Raw genomic sequence first — 13,473 nt, forward strand, 5'->3', positions numbered from 1 at the left:
TCAGAAACACGTGATCGCGCGTTGCGTTCGCTCTCGCTCGCCGTGCCGCGAGCCGCGGCATCCCGCCCTCGATTTCTCCTGGTCATAGCTCGACCTGCGTCAACCGCTGGCCCCGGCAAACGTTCTACAATGATGGTTGTTCTCCGATGTGAGTTTTCATGCGTAAATTTTTTCTTCCCGGCTTGACTGCCACGGTCGCCGCGGGCGCGGTGCTAGTCGCCGCCACAGGCTTTTTTTCTCCGGCAGCCCACGCCAACAACGTGATCGTGCTCAATTCCGGCGAAGCCACGCTCAGCCTGATCGACGAGGCGACCCGCCAGGTTGTCGGCACGGTGCCCACGGGTAAGGAACCGCATCACCTGATGGCCACGCCGGACAATTCGTCGTTGATCGTAGCGAATTCGGTGTCGAACAATCTGATGTTCGTCGATCCGAAATCCGGTCAGGTGCAGCGTTGGGTCGAAAATATCGAAGACCCGTACCAGATCGGCTTTTCGCCTGATCGCAAATGGCTGGTCACCACGGGCCTGCGTCTGGACCGTCTGGACATCTATCACTACGACGGCCAGAAGAACCAGATGACGCTGGCGTCGCGCCTGCCGCTCGCGGTCATGCCGAGCCATATGGCGTTCACGAATGACAGCAAGACGGTCTTCGTCACGCTGCAGGTGTCGGGCGAACTGGCCGCGATCGACCTCGCTACGCAAACCGTCAAGTGGAAGATGAAGGTCGGCAAGGTGCCGGCCGGCCTGTGGATGACGCCGGGCGAGAAATATCTGCTGATCGGCATGACCGGCGCGGATTACGTCGCGGTGGTGGATTGGCGCAACCAGAAGATCGTCAAGACGATTCACACCGGCAACGGCGCGCACAACTTCCGTTCGCTGGCCGACGGCAAGCACGTCGCGGTGTCGAACCGCGTGGCGAGCACCATCAGCATCATCGACGAGGACACGCTGACCAATGTCGGCGACATCACCGGTTTGATGCCTGGACCGGACGACATGGAACTTTCCGCCGACAAACGCTATCTGTGGGTTACGTTCCGCTTCGCGAAGCACGTCGGCATTATCGACCTGAATACGCGTAAGCTGATCCAGACGATTGCCGTCGGCCGTTCGCCGCACGGCATCTATTTCTTCAATCGCGCGCCGGTCACGGCGCCGAACGGCGCCTGATGCGAAGGCTCATGCCGCAACACGCGAACCGTCACGGATGAAGTAACCGGCCAGCACCATGTTCCATCTGATTTTTTCTTCCCTCGACAACTTCGTCTCCGCCGTGCAGACGTTGTTGTACGTCGACGTGGTGCAGCCGCTGCTGTTCCGCTTCAATTTGATGGATTACGACGAAGACACCTACGACAGCCTGTATTGGGTGATCGTGGGAATCGTCGAAGTGCTGGCCATGTACGCGGTCCTGCGTCCGCTCGAAGCGCTGCGTCCGGTGGAGCTGTGGAAGAGCCGCAAGGCGGTGCGCGTCGACGTGATCTACACGTGGATCGCCAAGCTCGGCATTCTCAACCTGTTCTTTTTCTTCGCGCTTCAGCCGTTCTTCGACAACGTGCAGGCGTGGTTCCGGCTGCACAACATTTCCAATATCGAACTCGACAATCTGTGGCCCGGGGTCACCACACAGCCGCTCGTCACATTCGTGATGTATCTGCTGGTGCTCGATTTCGCCGGCTACTGGTATCACCGCTGGGAACACCGGATCGGCGTGTGGTGGGAACTGCACGCGGTGCATCACAGCCAGCAGCAGATGTCGCTGTGGTCCGACGACCGCAACCATTTGCTCGACGACCTGCTGCAAGCCTCGTTCTTCGCGGTGATCGCGCTGGTGATCGGCGTGCCGCCGTCGCAGTTCGTCGTGCTGGTCGCCATCACGAATCTCGCGCAGAGCGTCCAGCACGCGAACATCCGCATGTACTTCGGCTGGCTGGGTGAGCGGTTGCTGGTCAGCCCGACGTTTCATCGGCGCCACCATGCGATCGGCTACGGCCACGAAGGGCTGAAATACGGCTGCAACTTCGGCGTGCTGTTTCCGTGGTGGGACATGCTGTTCCGCAGCGTGTCCTGGAGCCGCGAGATGGAACCGACCGGCATCCGTGATCAGCTCGAAGGACGCCGTTACGGCGACGGCTTCTGGGCGCAGCACTGGCTCGCCTTCGTGCGCATCGCCGGGCGTCTTTCGCCGAAGCGCCGCACCGAAAGCAACGACGCCGCCGCCGTTTGAGCGCGCATCCTCCCACGCCGCCGGTTTCCCCGGCGGCGCGTCACGTGGTTTATCCTGTTCACGTTTGCGACCAGGCGCGGGCCTGCCCGGCGGGCTCGTCGCGCGGTTCGCTCCCTTCCATCGTTTCGTTCACCGGCACTGGCTCGCATGAATGATCTGTTGCGCTCGTTCGGACGCGCGCTCGCAAGCGCGCTCCACCCGCGCATGCTCTGGCTGACTTTCATGCCGTTTCTGGCGGCGACGGTCGGCTGGGGCGTGATTCTGTGGTTTTCCTGGCAGACGCTGATCGGCGCGACCCGCAGCTGGCTCGAAGGCTGGTCGTTCACGATCACGCTTTATCATCTGTTCGACTGGCTCGGTTTTTCGGCGCTGCATGCGGCGATCGCGCCGTTTATCGTGATCGCGATGGCGATTCCGCTGATCGTCGTCACGGTGCTGCTGCTGATCGCCACGCTGTCGATGCCCGCGGTGATCCGCTTCCTGTCGGCGCGGCAATTCCCGAGCCTGGAAATGCGTCGCGGCGGAACGTGGTACGGTAGCCTCGGGCAGGCGTTGTGGACCACGCTGGTGTGTCTGGTGCTGCTGATCGTGACGCTGCCGCTCTGGCTCGTGCCGCCGTTCTTCGCGCTGATTCCGCCGCTCTTGTGGGGCTGGCTGACGTATCGTGTAATGAGCTACGACGCGCTCGCGCTGCATGCCACGCGTGACGAGCGGCGCGCGCTGGTGCGGCGCTTCCGCTTGCCGCTGCTGCTGATCGGCATCGCGAGCGGCTTGCTGGGTTCGCTGCCGACGTTGTTGTGGGCGTCGTCGGTCTGGCTGATCGTGCTGTTCCCGGTGGTCACGGCCGTGACGATCTGGATCTATGCGTTCATCCTCATATTTTCGGCGCTATGGTTCGGCTACTACTGTCTGCGCGCGCTGCAGCGCATGCGCGCGGATGAGCACGGCGGCGTGCGGCACGCGGCGCCGGTTCCCTACTGATGCATGACTGACTAAGCGAAAAGAGGCGGCAATGGCATTTGGCGTCATCATCATCGGCGATGAAATTCTGTCGGGCAGACGTATCGACAAGCATCTGCCGAAGGTCATCGAATTGCTGGGCGCGCGTGGGCTGTCGCTCGGCTGGGCGGAGTACATCGGCGACGATCCGGAGCGCATTACCGCGACGCTGCGACGCACGTTCGCTTCGGGCGACATCGTGTTCTCCACGGGCGGCATCGGCGCCACGCCGGACGACCACACGCGCCAATGCGCGGCGGCCGCGCTCGGCGTGCCGCTCGAACTGCATCCGGAGGCCGCGAAGCTGATTCAGGAGCGCATCCGCGACATGTATCCGGCGAACTCGCCCGCGCCGCTCGATCTGGAGTCGCCGGAGAATCGGCATCGGCTGAACATGGGCACGTATCCGCAGGGGGCGTCGATCATTCCGAACGGCTACAACAAGATTCCGGGCTTTTCGATCCATCATCATCACTTCGTGCCGGGTTTCCCGGTGATGGCGTGGCCGATGATCGAGTGGGTGCTGGACACGCAGTACGCGCATCTGCATCACGCCATGCCGCATGCGGAGAAGTCGCTATTGGTGTTCGAGTTGCCGGAGTCGCGCGTCACGCCGCTGATGGAAAAAATCGAACGCGATTTTCCGGGCGTGCGGGTCTTCAGCCTGCCGAGCGTGGGCGATGCGGAGCGCGGCGGCGTGTACGCACGTCATCACATCGATCTGGGCGTGAAGGGCGAGCCGGAAGCGGTGGCGGCGGCGTTCGTCAAGCTGCGCGAAGGTGTGCACCTGCTGGGCGGGGATATTGTCGAACCCGAAGCGGCGGCGGCGGCAGCGAAGCCGCGCGGCTGATCGGCGCGACACACGTTTGCCTTCGCTCGGGCGCTGCGGCGCCCGTTTTTCATAGAGCGCGTTGCCGATGCCGAGCGCGGCTTGGGCGGATCATCGGCCTGTCACATTGGGCGCCGAGTATGTGCTGGTTCTCACGCGCGGGCCTCAACAAGCTGACGTTGAACCGCTCCAGACAATCCGCCGTAACTGCTAGCGGGCGGTTATCAAGCAGGCAGGCCTCGAACGGTAGCGCGCGAGCGAGCGCTACACAGCAGTCACGCAATCGCCGTATTTACGCGCCGATCCACGGCAATCCGCGAAAGCACCAGCCCGACACCGTCTTCCGATGCCCCTGGCCGTCCTTGTCGCCTTCGAAGCCTTCCAGCAGGTCATACGCCTTGGTGAGGCCGGCCTGCGTGGCGGCAATCGCGGCGAGCTTCGAGCGCGCGGCGCTGCGGCACAGGAACAGCACAGGGGTATCGGGCGTGGCGACCTGTTTCAATTGCGCGAGAAATTCCTGGTTCGGCACCGCGCCCGGATAGCGGGTCCATTCCACGTGCGCGTATTGGCCGTCGCCGATCACCGGCCGGCCGACCCAGTCGAGTTCGGCGCGGGTGCGCACATCCACGAGACGCGTGCGCGGATCGAGCTGCAGCAGTTCGAACGCTTCGGCGGGCGATATCGCGCCCGCGTACGGCAACTGATTCTCGGTGCGGCGCTTGTCCGCGCTGGCGTACAACTGTTCGAGCGTGCTCATGAGCGCAATCTCCATCGGACCAAATGACCATTCTAGCGCGCGGCGTGCACCGCGCGCATGGCGCGAGCAGCGGAGAACGGGCGAGCGTCGCGATGTACGGAGTGCGCAAAGATGGTGCAAATTTCGTTCAACGCACCAAAATAGAGATGCTGGCCGTTGCCAATCAGGCGAATGCACATATTTGGTGCGAAATCGGGGTTGAAGATTTCGGGGCTGCATGCCGTGCGGTGCGTCCATTCCCCGCAAACGCGCGCGCAGTGTGGTTCTGCGCCGGGTTGGCGCATATATGGCACAGAAGCTGCTTTATTGGTGCCGATCGATTTGTCCAGGCAGACTTTTATGCTCATCCTCAACGATTGAGGGTGGACGCGCCGGGACGGGTCAGCTAGATTGGGCGGCGGCTGAATCCGCCGAATTCGTTAATCAGGAGATAGGTTATGAGTAAATCCGTGGCCGACGTCGTGCAACTCGTCAAAGACGAAGACGTCAAGTTTGTCGACTTTCGTTTCACCGACACGCGCGGCAAAGAGCAACACGTTTCGGTGCCGGTGTCGGCATTCGATGAAGACAAGTTCGAAAGCGGCCATGCGTTTGACGGTTCTTCGATTGCCGGCTGGAAGGGCATCGAGGCATCGGACATGTTGCTGGTCCCGGACGCGAACACGGCTTTCATCGACCCGTTCTACGAAGAATCCACGCTCGTGCTGACCTGCGACGTCGTCGAACCGGCGGACGGCAAGGGCTACGAGCGCGACCCGCGCTCGCTGGCAAAGCGCGCTGAAGCCTACCTGAAGAGCACGGGCTTGGGCGACACGGCGTTCTTCGGTCCGGAACCCGAATTCTTCATTTTCGATTCGGTCCAGTGGAACACGGATCAATCGGGCTGCTTCATCAAGATCGGTTCGGAAGAAGCACCGTGGTCGTCGGCGAAGGAATTCGAAGGCGGCAACACCGGCCACCGTCCGGGCACGAAGGGCGGCTACTTCCCGGTCGCTCCGGTCGACACGTTCCAGGACATCCGTTCGGAAATGTGCCTGTTGCTCGAACAGATCGGCATTCCGGTCGAAGTGCATCACCACGAAGTCGCGGGCCAGGGCCAGAATGAAATCGGCACCAAGTTCTCGACGCTGGTGCAACGCGCCGACTGGCTGCAGCAAATGAAGTACATCATCCACAACGTCGCGCACACGTACGGCAAGACGGCAACGTTCATGCCGAAGCCGGTGGTCGGCGATAACGGTTCGGGCATGCACGTTCACCAGTCGATCTGGAAAGACGGCACGAACCTGTTCGCGGGCAACGGCTACGCCGGTCTGTCGGAATTCGCGCTGTTCTACATCGGCGGCATCATCAAGCATGCTCGCGCGCTGAACGCGATCACGAACCCGGGTACGAACTCGTACAAGCGTCTCGTGCCGCACTTCGAAGCACCGGTCAAGCTGGCTTACTCGGCTCGCAACCGTTCGGCATCGATCCGCATTCCGCACGTGTCGAACCCGAAGGGCCGCCGTATCGAAACGCGCTTCCCGGATCCGCTGGCGAATCCGTACCTGTGCTTCTCCGCGCTGATGATGGCGGGCCTGGACGGCGTGCAGAACAAGATTCACCCGGGCGAAGCCGCCGACAAGAACCTGTACGACCTGCCGCCGGAAGAGGATGCAAAGATCCCGACCGTGTGCGCCGGCCTCGACCAGGCTCTGGACGCGCTGGACGCGGACCGCGAATTCCTGACGCGCGGTGGCGTGTTCACGGATTCGATGCTCGACGCGTACATCGAACTGAAGACGGGCGAGCTGCAACGCTATCGTCAGTCGGTGCACCCGATCGAATTCGAAATGTACTACTCGCTGTAAGCGGCCATGGCGTTTCGCCCTTCACACGGCGAAGCGCTTTGCCCGACGCTCGCGATCGGTCACGAAGGGACGGCGGCGCCGTCCCTTTTTCGTTAGGCCGTTTGCAACGCTCGCAACGTTCACGACGTTTGAAATGTTCGCAACGTTCGCGGCTCGCGGGCAAGGCAATGAGCAACACCTAAAGCGCATCAAAGTTTTATCACCATCTCCTATCGGCCAGACTGCAAGATGGTTCTTAAGAATCTGATCAAGGCAAGGAAAGGGCACGAGCAGGCGCTCTCCGACGACGCTCAACTCGTCAGCTCGGGTTTGCTGCCGGGCTTCGAGGCGTTGCCGACGGTCGTGCTGGTGCTCGAAAAGCGCACGCTGCGCGTCGCGTTTGCGAATCCGTCGGCGGAGTCGATGCTGGAACTCTCGCGCCGGCAACTGACGCAGATGGCGTGGCCGGACATCTTCTCGAATGCCGACGAACTGGTCGCAACCATCACCGCGATCGCCGCCCACCGTTTTCACGCGACGCATCTGGACGCCGTGCTCGAGCGTCCGGGCCACGAGCCGCTGCATGTGCATGCGATCGTCGGTTTTCTTGAAGGCGCGCAAGACTACGTGCTGCTCGAACTGTTCGAAAACGAGCGCCATATACGCACCGACCGCGAGGAGCGCATCAACGACCTCACGGCGGTCAACAAGCAACTGATTCGCAACCTCGCGCACGAAATCAAGAATCCGCTCGGCGGCATTCGCGGCGCGGCGCAACTGCTCGAGTTCGAACTCGGCGAGCGTCAGCGCGATGAATTGCGCGAGTACACCCAGGTCATCATCAAGGAATCGGACCGGCTGCAAACGCTGGTCGATCGACTGCTTGAGCCGCACCGTCATCCGCATATTGTCGGCGACGTGAATATTCACGAGGTGTGCGAGCGTGTGCGTCAGGTGATTCTCGCGGAGTTTCCGCGGGGCCTCACTATCGAACGCGATTACGACGTGAGCGTGCCGGACCTGCGCGGCGACAAGGAGCAGTTGATCCAGGCGCTCCTGAACATCGTGCGCAATGCGGCTGAAGCGCTGCGCGAACGTATTTCGCAGGGCGACGCGCGAATCGAATTGCGTACCCGCGTTGCTCGCAAGATTACGGTGTCGAAACGCTTATGTAAGCTGGCACTGGACTTGCATATCACTGACAACGGCCCAGGCATTCCCGAAGAGATCCGTGACCGCATTTTCTATCCGCTCGTGTCGGGGCGCGAGGACGGCAGCGGTCTTGGACTGACGCTCGCGCAGACCTTCGTGCAACAGCACGACGGCTTGATCGAAGTGGATAGCCGCCCGGGCCACACCGAGTTTCAGATTCTGCTGCCGCTCGACTGCTAACACCATACGTACTCAAACGTACTCAAGACTTCTGACCGACCCATATGAAGCCGATCTGGATAGTAGACGACGATCAATCGATTCGCTGGGTGCTCGAAAAAGCACTGGCCCGCGAAAACTTCGCGACCCGCAGCTTCGCGAACGTGCGCGAAGCATCGGCCGCGCTCGATCACGACAGCCCGCAGGTGCTGGTGTCCGACATCAGGATGCCTGGCGGCTCCGGCCTCGAATTGCTGCAAACCGTACGCGACAAGGTGCCGGGCTTGCCCGTCATCATCATGACGGCGTTCTCGGATCTGGATAGCGCGGTTGCCGCATTCCAGGGCGGTGCCTTCGAATACCTCGCCAAGCCGTTCGACGTCGACAAGGCCGTCGAACTGATCCGCCGTGCCGTGGACGAAAGCATGCGCGGCGAACAGACGTGGGACGAACGCGTCACCGAAGCACCGGAAATGCTCGGCCAGGCACCAGCGATGCAGGATATGTTCCGCGCGATCGGTCGCTTGTCCCATTCTGCGGCAACCGTGCTCATTACCGGCGAATCAGGCACCGGGAAGGAACTGGTCGCGCGTGCGTTGCACCGACATAGCCCACGCGCGAACGGTCCCTTCATCGCGCTGAACACCGCCGCGATTCCAAAAGATCTGTTGGAATCCGAATTATTCGGTCACGAGCGCGGGGCCTTCACCGGCGCGCAGGCCATGCGCCAGGGCCGTTTCGAACAGGCCGAGAACGGCACGCTGTTTCTCGATGAAATCGGCGATATGCCGTTCGATCTGCAGACGCGTCTGTTGCGTGTGTTGTCGGATGGGCAGTTTTATCGCGTCGGCGGCCACAATCCGTTGCGCGCCAATGTACGCGTGATCGCGGCGACGCACCAGAATCTCGAATCGCGCGTGCGTCAGGGTCTGTTCCGCGAGGACTTGTATCACCGTCTCAATGTGATCCGCTTGCGCTTGCCCGCTTTGCGCGAGCGTAGCGAAGACATCCCGCTGCTCACACGGCACTTTCTGCAAAAGAGCGCGCGTGATCTCGGCGTCGAGCCGAAGCGTGTGTCCGAAGAGGCGCTGGCTCATCTCGCGTCGTTACCGTTTCCGGGCAATGTGCGTCAATTGGAGAATCTCGCCAACTGGCTCACGGTGATGGCGCCGGCGCAGACCATCGAGATCAAGGACTTGCCGCCCGATCTCGGCCCCGCGCAAGCGGGCGTGAGCGATCTGAGCGGCGGTGGCGGCGGGGCGATCGGCGCGGGCGATGCGACTCTCGCAGGCGGCGTGCCGGTCAACGGCGCAAGTGCGGCAACGCATCCGGCCACGGTGGGCGGCATGCCTGTCGCGACCGCCGTCAGCGCCTGGGAAGGCGGGTTACGCACCGAAGTTGCGCGGATGCTGCGCGAGAATGCCGCGGACGTCATGGATGAACTCGCGCGCCGTTTCGAAGCGGCGGTGATTCGCGAAGCGCTCGACTTCACGCGTGGCCGCAAGGTCGAAGCGGCGGAGCGTCTCGGCATTGGCCGCAATACGATTACGCGCAAGATTCAGGAACTCAATCTCGAGCCCTGAGTGTCTGGTTGTAGAGCGGGGCGGCGCGTGAGCCGCTCCGTTCATTCGCTTGTCGAACGAGTCGCGCGCTCCCGCAAGGCATAATCAACGCTGTTTTCATTCGACAGCCGACGATGCCCGCACCTCGCACTCTCACCGCTCCTTTCTCCTGGCCGCTTTCCCCCGATCCCTTTCTGTCGCTCGAAGCGCTCGACGACCCTGACGCGCTCGCGTGGGTCGAACAGCAAAACGCGCGCACGCGCGCCGCGTGGTGCAGCAGCGCGGAGTTCGCCTCGCTCAGGCAGCGGCTCGCGGACGCCTATCTGCCCCGCGAACGTCCGGTGATTCCCGATCGCTGGAAGGATTGGGCTTACGACCTGTGGCAGGACGAGCGTAATCCCAAGGGCATCTGGCGGCGTACGGCGTGGGCGGCATGGCGTGGCGGCAAACCGGAGTGGCAGAACCTGCTCGACTTCGACGCGCTCGGCGCCGCCGAAGGTACGCCGTGGGTGTGCGTCGAACTGGACATTCTTTATCCCGATGGCGACCGCGCGCTGATCACAATGTCGCCGGGCGGCTCGGACGCGCTCGTGGTGCGCGAGTTCGACATCGACGCGCGACGCTTCGTCGACGACGGTTTCGTGATCGCGAAGGCCGGCAAGCACACGGCGTCGTGGATCGATCGTGACACCCTTTACGTCGGCTGGGATAACGGCCGCAAGAGCTTGACGCGCTCCGGGTATCCGCGCGAAGTGCGACGCTGGACGCGCGGCACGGCGCTCGCCGACGCGCCTGTGGTGTTCAAGGGCGCGTTCGGCGATATCGGCGTCGAAGGGCACTACGATCCGGTCGAGCAGCGGCATACGGTGGTGAGCAGCGTCGATTTCTTCGATTCGCACACGTACTACCTCGATGGCGCCCACGGCGCCGCCGACGCATGGCGCCGCTACGAGGTGCCGTCGCATGTCGCGGTGAGCGGCTGGCAAGGCTGGCTGTTGCTCGAGCCGCGACTCGATTGGGACTGCAATGGCGCGCACTATCCGGGCGGCGCGTTGCTGGCGATCCGCGAAGACGCGTTCCTGCGCGGCGAGCGCGACGTGCTGCCGTTATTCACGCCGACGCCGCAAACCTCGGCCTGCGAATGGACGCATACGCGCAATCACCTGATCGTGTCGTATCTGGAAGATGTGCAGAATAAGACCTTGCTATTGACGCCGTCGCAAGGCGGCAACCAGGCGTGGCATTGGCAGGAACGCGTCTTTCCGACGCGCGACGACGCGCAAGCCGACGTGTCGCCCGTCGAGCCGACCCTCGACGACGAAGTGTTCGTCGATACCGACGACTATCTGCAGCCGCCCGCGTACTGGCTCGCCGACCTTGCGCGCGACGATCTGAGCGAATGGGAACTGCTCGACCGCTGGCCGACGCAATTCGACGCGACGCAATTTACCGTCACTCGCGCTCACGCAGTTTCCGCGGACGGCACGCGCGTGCCGTACACCGTCGTCGGCCCGCGCGATGCGCCACAACACGCGCGCCCATGCCTGCTCAGCGGTTACGGCGGCTTTGCGATTCCGTTGCTGCCGAGCTATCTCACCGGGCAAGGCATTGGCTGGCTGGCGCGCGGCGCTGTGTACGTGGTCGCGCATATTCGCGGCGGCGGCGAGTTCGGCACGAGATGGCATACGGCCGCGCAGGGCAAGCATCGCCAGCGCGCGTTCGACGATTTCATCGCAGTGGCCGAGGCGTTGATCGACACGGGTGTGACGAGCGCCGCACATCTCGGCATACAGGGTGGCAGCAACGGCGGTCTGCTGGTGGCGGCGTGCATGGTGCAGCGCCCCGAGCTGTTCGGCGCCGTGGTGTGCGAGGTGCCTTTGCTCGACATGCGCCGCTATCATCTGCTGCACGCGGGCGCGTCGTGGATAGACGAGTACGGCGATCCCGACGAGCCCGATGAGGCGGGCATGTTGGCCGCTTACTCGCCGTATCACCGCGTGGCGGCGAACGTTGCGTATCCGCCGGTGTTGTTCACCACGTCGACGGCCGACGACCGTGTGCATCCCGGCCACGCGCGCAAGATGGCCGCGCGCATGCAGGCGCTGGGTGCGCAGCAGGCGTGGTACCGGGAGAATACGGAGGGCGGGCACGGCGGCTCCGATGAACTGGAGCAGGCCGAGCACGATGCGATGGTGTTCGAGTTCCTGTGGCGTACGTTGAACCCGTCAACGTAGCCCGACTTGATGACGCGAGATCAGCCGAGTTGCGCGACAACCGGCGCGTGGTCCGACGGCTGATCCCATTTGCGCGGCACCTTGTCGACGTCGCACGACGAGCACACGTCGGCCAGCGCCTTCGACAGCAGGATGTGGTCGATGCGCAGCCCCGCGTTGCGGCGGAACGCCATCATCCGGTAGTCCCACCACGAGTAGATTTTCTCCGGCTGCTCGAACTGGCGGAATGCGTCGAGAAGACCGAGCTCGATGAGGCGCACGAACGCAGCGCGTTCTTCCGGCGACACCAGGTTCTGACCTTCCCACGCTTTCGGATCGTGCACGTCGCGATCGTCTGGCGCAATGTTGTAGTCGCCGAGCAGTGCGAGCTTCGGATGCAGCGCCATCTCGCTTGCGATCCAGTCGTGCAGCGCAGCAAGCCAGCGCAGTTTGTACGCGAACTTGTCGGTGCCCGGTGCCTGACCGTTCGGGAAATACGCGGAGATGATGCGCACGCCTTCGATAGTCGCGGCAATCACGCGTTGCTGCGGATCTTCAAAGCCCGGAATATTCCGCACGATGCTGCCTTCGTCGACCGTCAAGCCGCCGCGCACCAGAATGCCGACGCCGTTATAGGTCTTCTGCCCGGCGAACCAGCTGCGGTAGCCTTTCTCTTCGAGTTCGGCGCGCGGGAATTTTTCGTCCGGCAGCTTCAGTTCCTGAAGGCACAGCACGTCGGTGCCGCTGGTTTCGAGCCAGTCGATCACATGCTGCTGGCGGACTTTGAGGGAGTTGACGTTCCAGGTGGCGATTTTCATGACATTCTCTTTTTCTTGCGTGATTCCGATAGTCCCGCATCTTATCGCGCGGACGAGGAGGCGGTGAAAATGGCCCCGTCGCGGCATCGAAAATAAAAGCGCGAGCCGCTCATGCCGCGGCGTATAGTGGGACGACTCACACTCGCGCTTTTGCGCATCGGGGAGGCATCATGGCCGAACTTTACCCGGCTCTTTATAAGGACTTCGAAGTGCATCCGCTGGTGTTTTCGCGGGCATTCGACAAGTTCGACGGTCATAAGCGCCACTCCGAAGGTTATGACGTCGCGGTGCGCGTCTGCCGGCCAGGCGCGATTAGCGGCTCGAAAGCGAGCCGCGTATTTCGTCTCGTGCTGCCGCTCACGTTCTCCGATTTTGGCGTCGCCAAACGTAGCGCGAGCCAGTACGGCGCGGATATCATCGACGGCAAGGTAGAGGGCGCTACGGTGCAGGATCTGTGAGTCGCGTGTGCGTCGTTTCACGAGCTTGAAATAATTCGCACGATTGTTTGACGTCTTGCGAACATCTCTATACAATCCGTTTTCTCTGACGCGGGGTGGAGCAGTCTGGCAGCTCGTCGGGCTCATAACCCGAAGGTCGTAGGTTCAAATCCTACCCCCGCAACCAAACGCATTGAGGCTTTTAGCCGCGTTGTGTATCCGTTTGAATCGCCCTGAATTCACCGTTAGGGCAAACTGAAGGCAAAGCTTGCGCATTCTGTGCGAAGTTGCCCGAAAACTGAAACCCGCCCTGTGCGGGTTTTTTGTTGTCTTTTGTCGGAGAGCAACCTCTTCTACGAGGAGCCGACTTGTCCGCAATTCTGTTCGGCGGTAACGATTCAGCCTATCTCGCATGGTTGC

At 62.4% G+C, this 13,473-nt stretch carries 12 protein-coding genes and 1 tRNA gene; 10 read left to right on the plus strand and 3 right to left on the minus strand.

Annotation, left to right across the window (positions count from 1 at the left end):
* The first annotated feature begins 158 nt into the window (after positions 1 to 158).
* The 4 genes from ACFSNN_RS21045 (at position 159) to ACFSNN_RS21060 (ending at position 4,084) form a co-directional block, all read left to right on the plus strand.
* Entirely contained in the window at positions 159 to 1,178 is a 1,020-nt protein-coding gene (locus tag ACFSNN_RS21045) for a YVTN family beta-propeller repeat protein (RefSeq protein ID WP_134455591.1), read from the plus strand.
* 58 nt (positions 1,179 to 1,236) lie between these two features.
* Positions 1,237 to 2,235: a sterol desaturase family protein gene (locus ACFSNN_RS21050; protein ID WP_134455592.1), complete on the plus strand. Its 999-nt coding sequence runs from the start codon at positions 1,237 to 1,239 to the stop codon at positions 2,233 to 2,235.
* A 147-nt stretch (positions 2,236 to 2,382) separates the two neighbouring features.
* Positions 2,383 to 3,216 (plus strand): EI24 domain-containing protein, encoded by an 834-nt coding sequence (locus ACFSNN_RS21055; RefSeq protein ID WP_012433605.1) that lies wholly within the window; start codon positions 2,383 to 2,385, stop codon positions 3,214 to 3,216.
* Between the two features lie 31 nt (positions 3,217 to 3,247).
* Positions 3,248 to 4,084, plus strand: coding sequence for a competence/damage-inducible protein A (locus ACFSNN_RS21060; RefSeq protein WP_134455593.1), 837 nt, complete (start codon positions 3,248 to 3,250; stop codon positions 4,082 to 4,084).
* A 271-nt stretch (positions 4,085 to 4,355) separates the two neighbouring features.
* On the opposite strand, the gene ACFSNN_RS21065 is transcribed toward ACFSNN_RS21060, so the two are convergent.
* On the minus strand, positions 4,356 to 4,820 hold the full coding sequence (locus tag ACFSNN_RS21065) for a rhodanese-like domain-containing protein (RefSeq protein ID WP_134455594.1): 465 nt from the start codon (positions 4,818 to 4,820) through the stop codon (positions 4,356 to 4,358).
* 32 nt (positions 4,821 to 4,852) lie between these two features.
* The gene (locus ACFSNN_RS21070) at positions 4,853 to 5,167 is read right to left on the minus strand and encodes a hypothetical protein (RefSeq protein WP_134455595.1); all 315 of its coding nucleotides are present in this window, start codon (positions 5,165 to 5,167) and stop codon (positions 4,853 to 4,855) included.
* A gap of 90 nt (positions 5,168 to 5,257) precedes the next feature.
* Between ACFSNN_RS21070 and glnA the strand changes: the two genes are divergently transcribed.
* The 4 genes from glnA to ACFSNN_RS21090 all read left to right on the plus strand — a co-directional run bounded on the left by glnA (position 5,258) and on the right by ACFSNN_RS21090 (position 11,819).
* Positions 5,258 to 6,673, plus strand: a complete 1,416-nt coding sequence (gene glnA, locus ACFSNN_RS21075; protein WP_064268939.1) for a type I glutamate--ammonia ligase — start codon at positions 5,258 to 5,260, stop codon at positions 6,671 to 6,673.
* Between the two features lie 228 nt (positions 6,674 to 6,901).
* Positions 6,902 to 8,044, plus strand: coding sequence for a nitrogen regulation protein NR(II) (gene glnL / locus ACFSNN_RS21080; protein ID WP_134455596.1), 1,143 nt, complete (start codon positions 6,902 to 6,904; stop codon positions 8,042 to 8,044).
* 44 nt (positions 8,045 to 8,088) lie between these two features.
* On the plus strand, positions 8,089 to 9,606 hold the full coding sequence (ntrC, locus tag ACFSNN_RS21085; RefSeq protein ID WP_134455597.1) for a nitrogen regulation protein NR(I): 1,518 nt from the start codon (positions 8,089 to 8,091) through the stop codon (positions 9,604 to 9,606).
* 113 nt (positions 9,607 to 9,719) lie between these two features.
* Positions 9,720 to 11,819 (plus strand): prolyl oligopeptidase family serine peptidase, encoded by a 2,100-nt coding sequence (locus ACFSNN_RS21090; protein ID WP_134455598.1) that lies wholly within the window; start codon positions 9,720 to 9,722, stop codon positions 11,817 to 11,819.
* 20 nt (positions 11,820 to 11,839) lie between these two features.
* Here the strand turns inward: ACFSNN_RS21090 and xth are convergent, their stop codons facing one another.
* Positions 11,840 to 12,616, minus strand: coding sequence for an exodeoxyribonuclease III (gene xth, locus ACFSNN_RS21095; protein WP_012433598.1), 777 nt, complete (start codon positions 12,614 to 12,616; stop codon positions 11,840 to 11,842).
* Positions 12,617 to 12,786: 170 nt separating this feature from the next.
* On the opposite strand from xth, the gene ACFSNN_RS21100 reads away from it, so the two are divergent.
* Together ACFSNN_RS21100 and ACFSNN_RS21105 are read left to right on the plus strand one after the other, a co-directional pair.
* On the plus strand, positions 12,787 to 13,074 hold the full coding sequence (locus ACFSNN_RS21100; RefSeq protein ID WP_106279408.1) for a hypothetical protein: 288 nt from the start codon (positions 12,787 to 12,789) through the stop codon (positions 13,072 to 13,074).
* An 89-nt stretch (positions 13,075 to 13,163) separates the two neighbouring features.
* A tRNA-Met gene (locus ACFSNN_RS21105) sits at positions 13,164 to 13,240 on the plus strand.
* The last annotated feature ends 233 nt before the right edge of the window (positions 13,241 to 13,473 follow it).

The sequence above is a fragment of the Paraburkholderia dipogonis genome (assembly GCF_042680985.1).
Taxonomy (GTDB): Bacteria; Pseudomonadota; Gammaproteobacteria; order Burkholderiales; family Burkholderiaceae; genus Paraburkholderia; species Paraburkholderia phytofirmans.

Excerpts from the sequence above, each read along its gene's own strand:
- ACFSNN_RS21045 (WP_134455591.1), top strand. The coding sequence starts at position 159 with ATGCGTAAATTTTTTCTTCCCGGCTTGACTGCCACGGTCGCCGCGGGC.
- ACFSNN_RS21050 (WP_134455592.1), top strand. The coding sequence starts at position 1,237 with ATGTTCCATCTGATTTTTTCTTCCCTCGACAACTTCGTCTCCGCCGTG.
- ACFSNN_RS21055 (WP_012433605.1), top strand. The coding sequence starts at position 2,383 with ATGAATGATCTGTTGCGCTCGTTCGGACGCGCGCTCGCAAGCGCGCTC.
- ACFSNN_RS21060 (WP_134455593.1), top strand. The coding sequence starts at position 3,248 with ATGGCATTTGGCGTCATCATCATCGGCGATGAAATTCTGTCGGGCAGA.
- ACFSNN_RS21065 (WP_134455594.1), bottom strand. The coding sequence starts at position 4,820 with ATGAGCACGCTCGAACAGTTGTACGCCAGCGCGGACAAGCGCCGCACC.
- ACFSNN_RS21070 (WP_134455595.1), bottom strand. The coding sequence starts at position 5,167 with ATGAGCATAAAAGTCTGCCTGGACAAATCGATCGGCACCAATAAAGCA.
- glnA (WP_064268939.1), top strand. The coding sequence starts at position 5,258 with ATGAGTAAATCCGTGGCCGACGTCGTGCAACTCGTCAAAGACGAAGAC.
- glnL (WP_134455596.1), top strand. The coding sequence starts at position 6,902 with ATGGTTCTTAAGAATCTGATCAAGGCAAGGAAAGGGCACGAGCAGGCG.
- ntrC (WP_134455597.1), top strand. The coding sequence starts at position 8,089 with ATGAAGCCGATCTGGATAGTAGACGACGATCAATCGATTCGCTGGGTG.
- ACFSNN_RS21090 (WP_134455598.1), top strand. The coding sequence starts at position 9,720 with ATGCCCGCACCTCGCACTCTCACCGCTCCTTTCTCCTGGCCGCTTTCC.
- xth (WP_012433598.1), bottom strand. The coding sequence starts at position 12,616 with ATGAAAATCGCCACCTGGAACGTCAACTCCCTCAAAGTCCGCCAGCAG.
- ACFSNN_RS21100 (WP_106279408.1), top strand. The coding sequence starts at position 12,787 with ATGGCCGAACTTTACCCGGCTCTTTATAAGGACTTCGAAGTGCATCCG.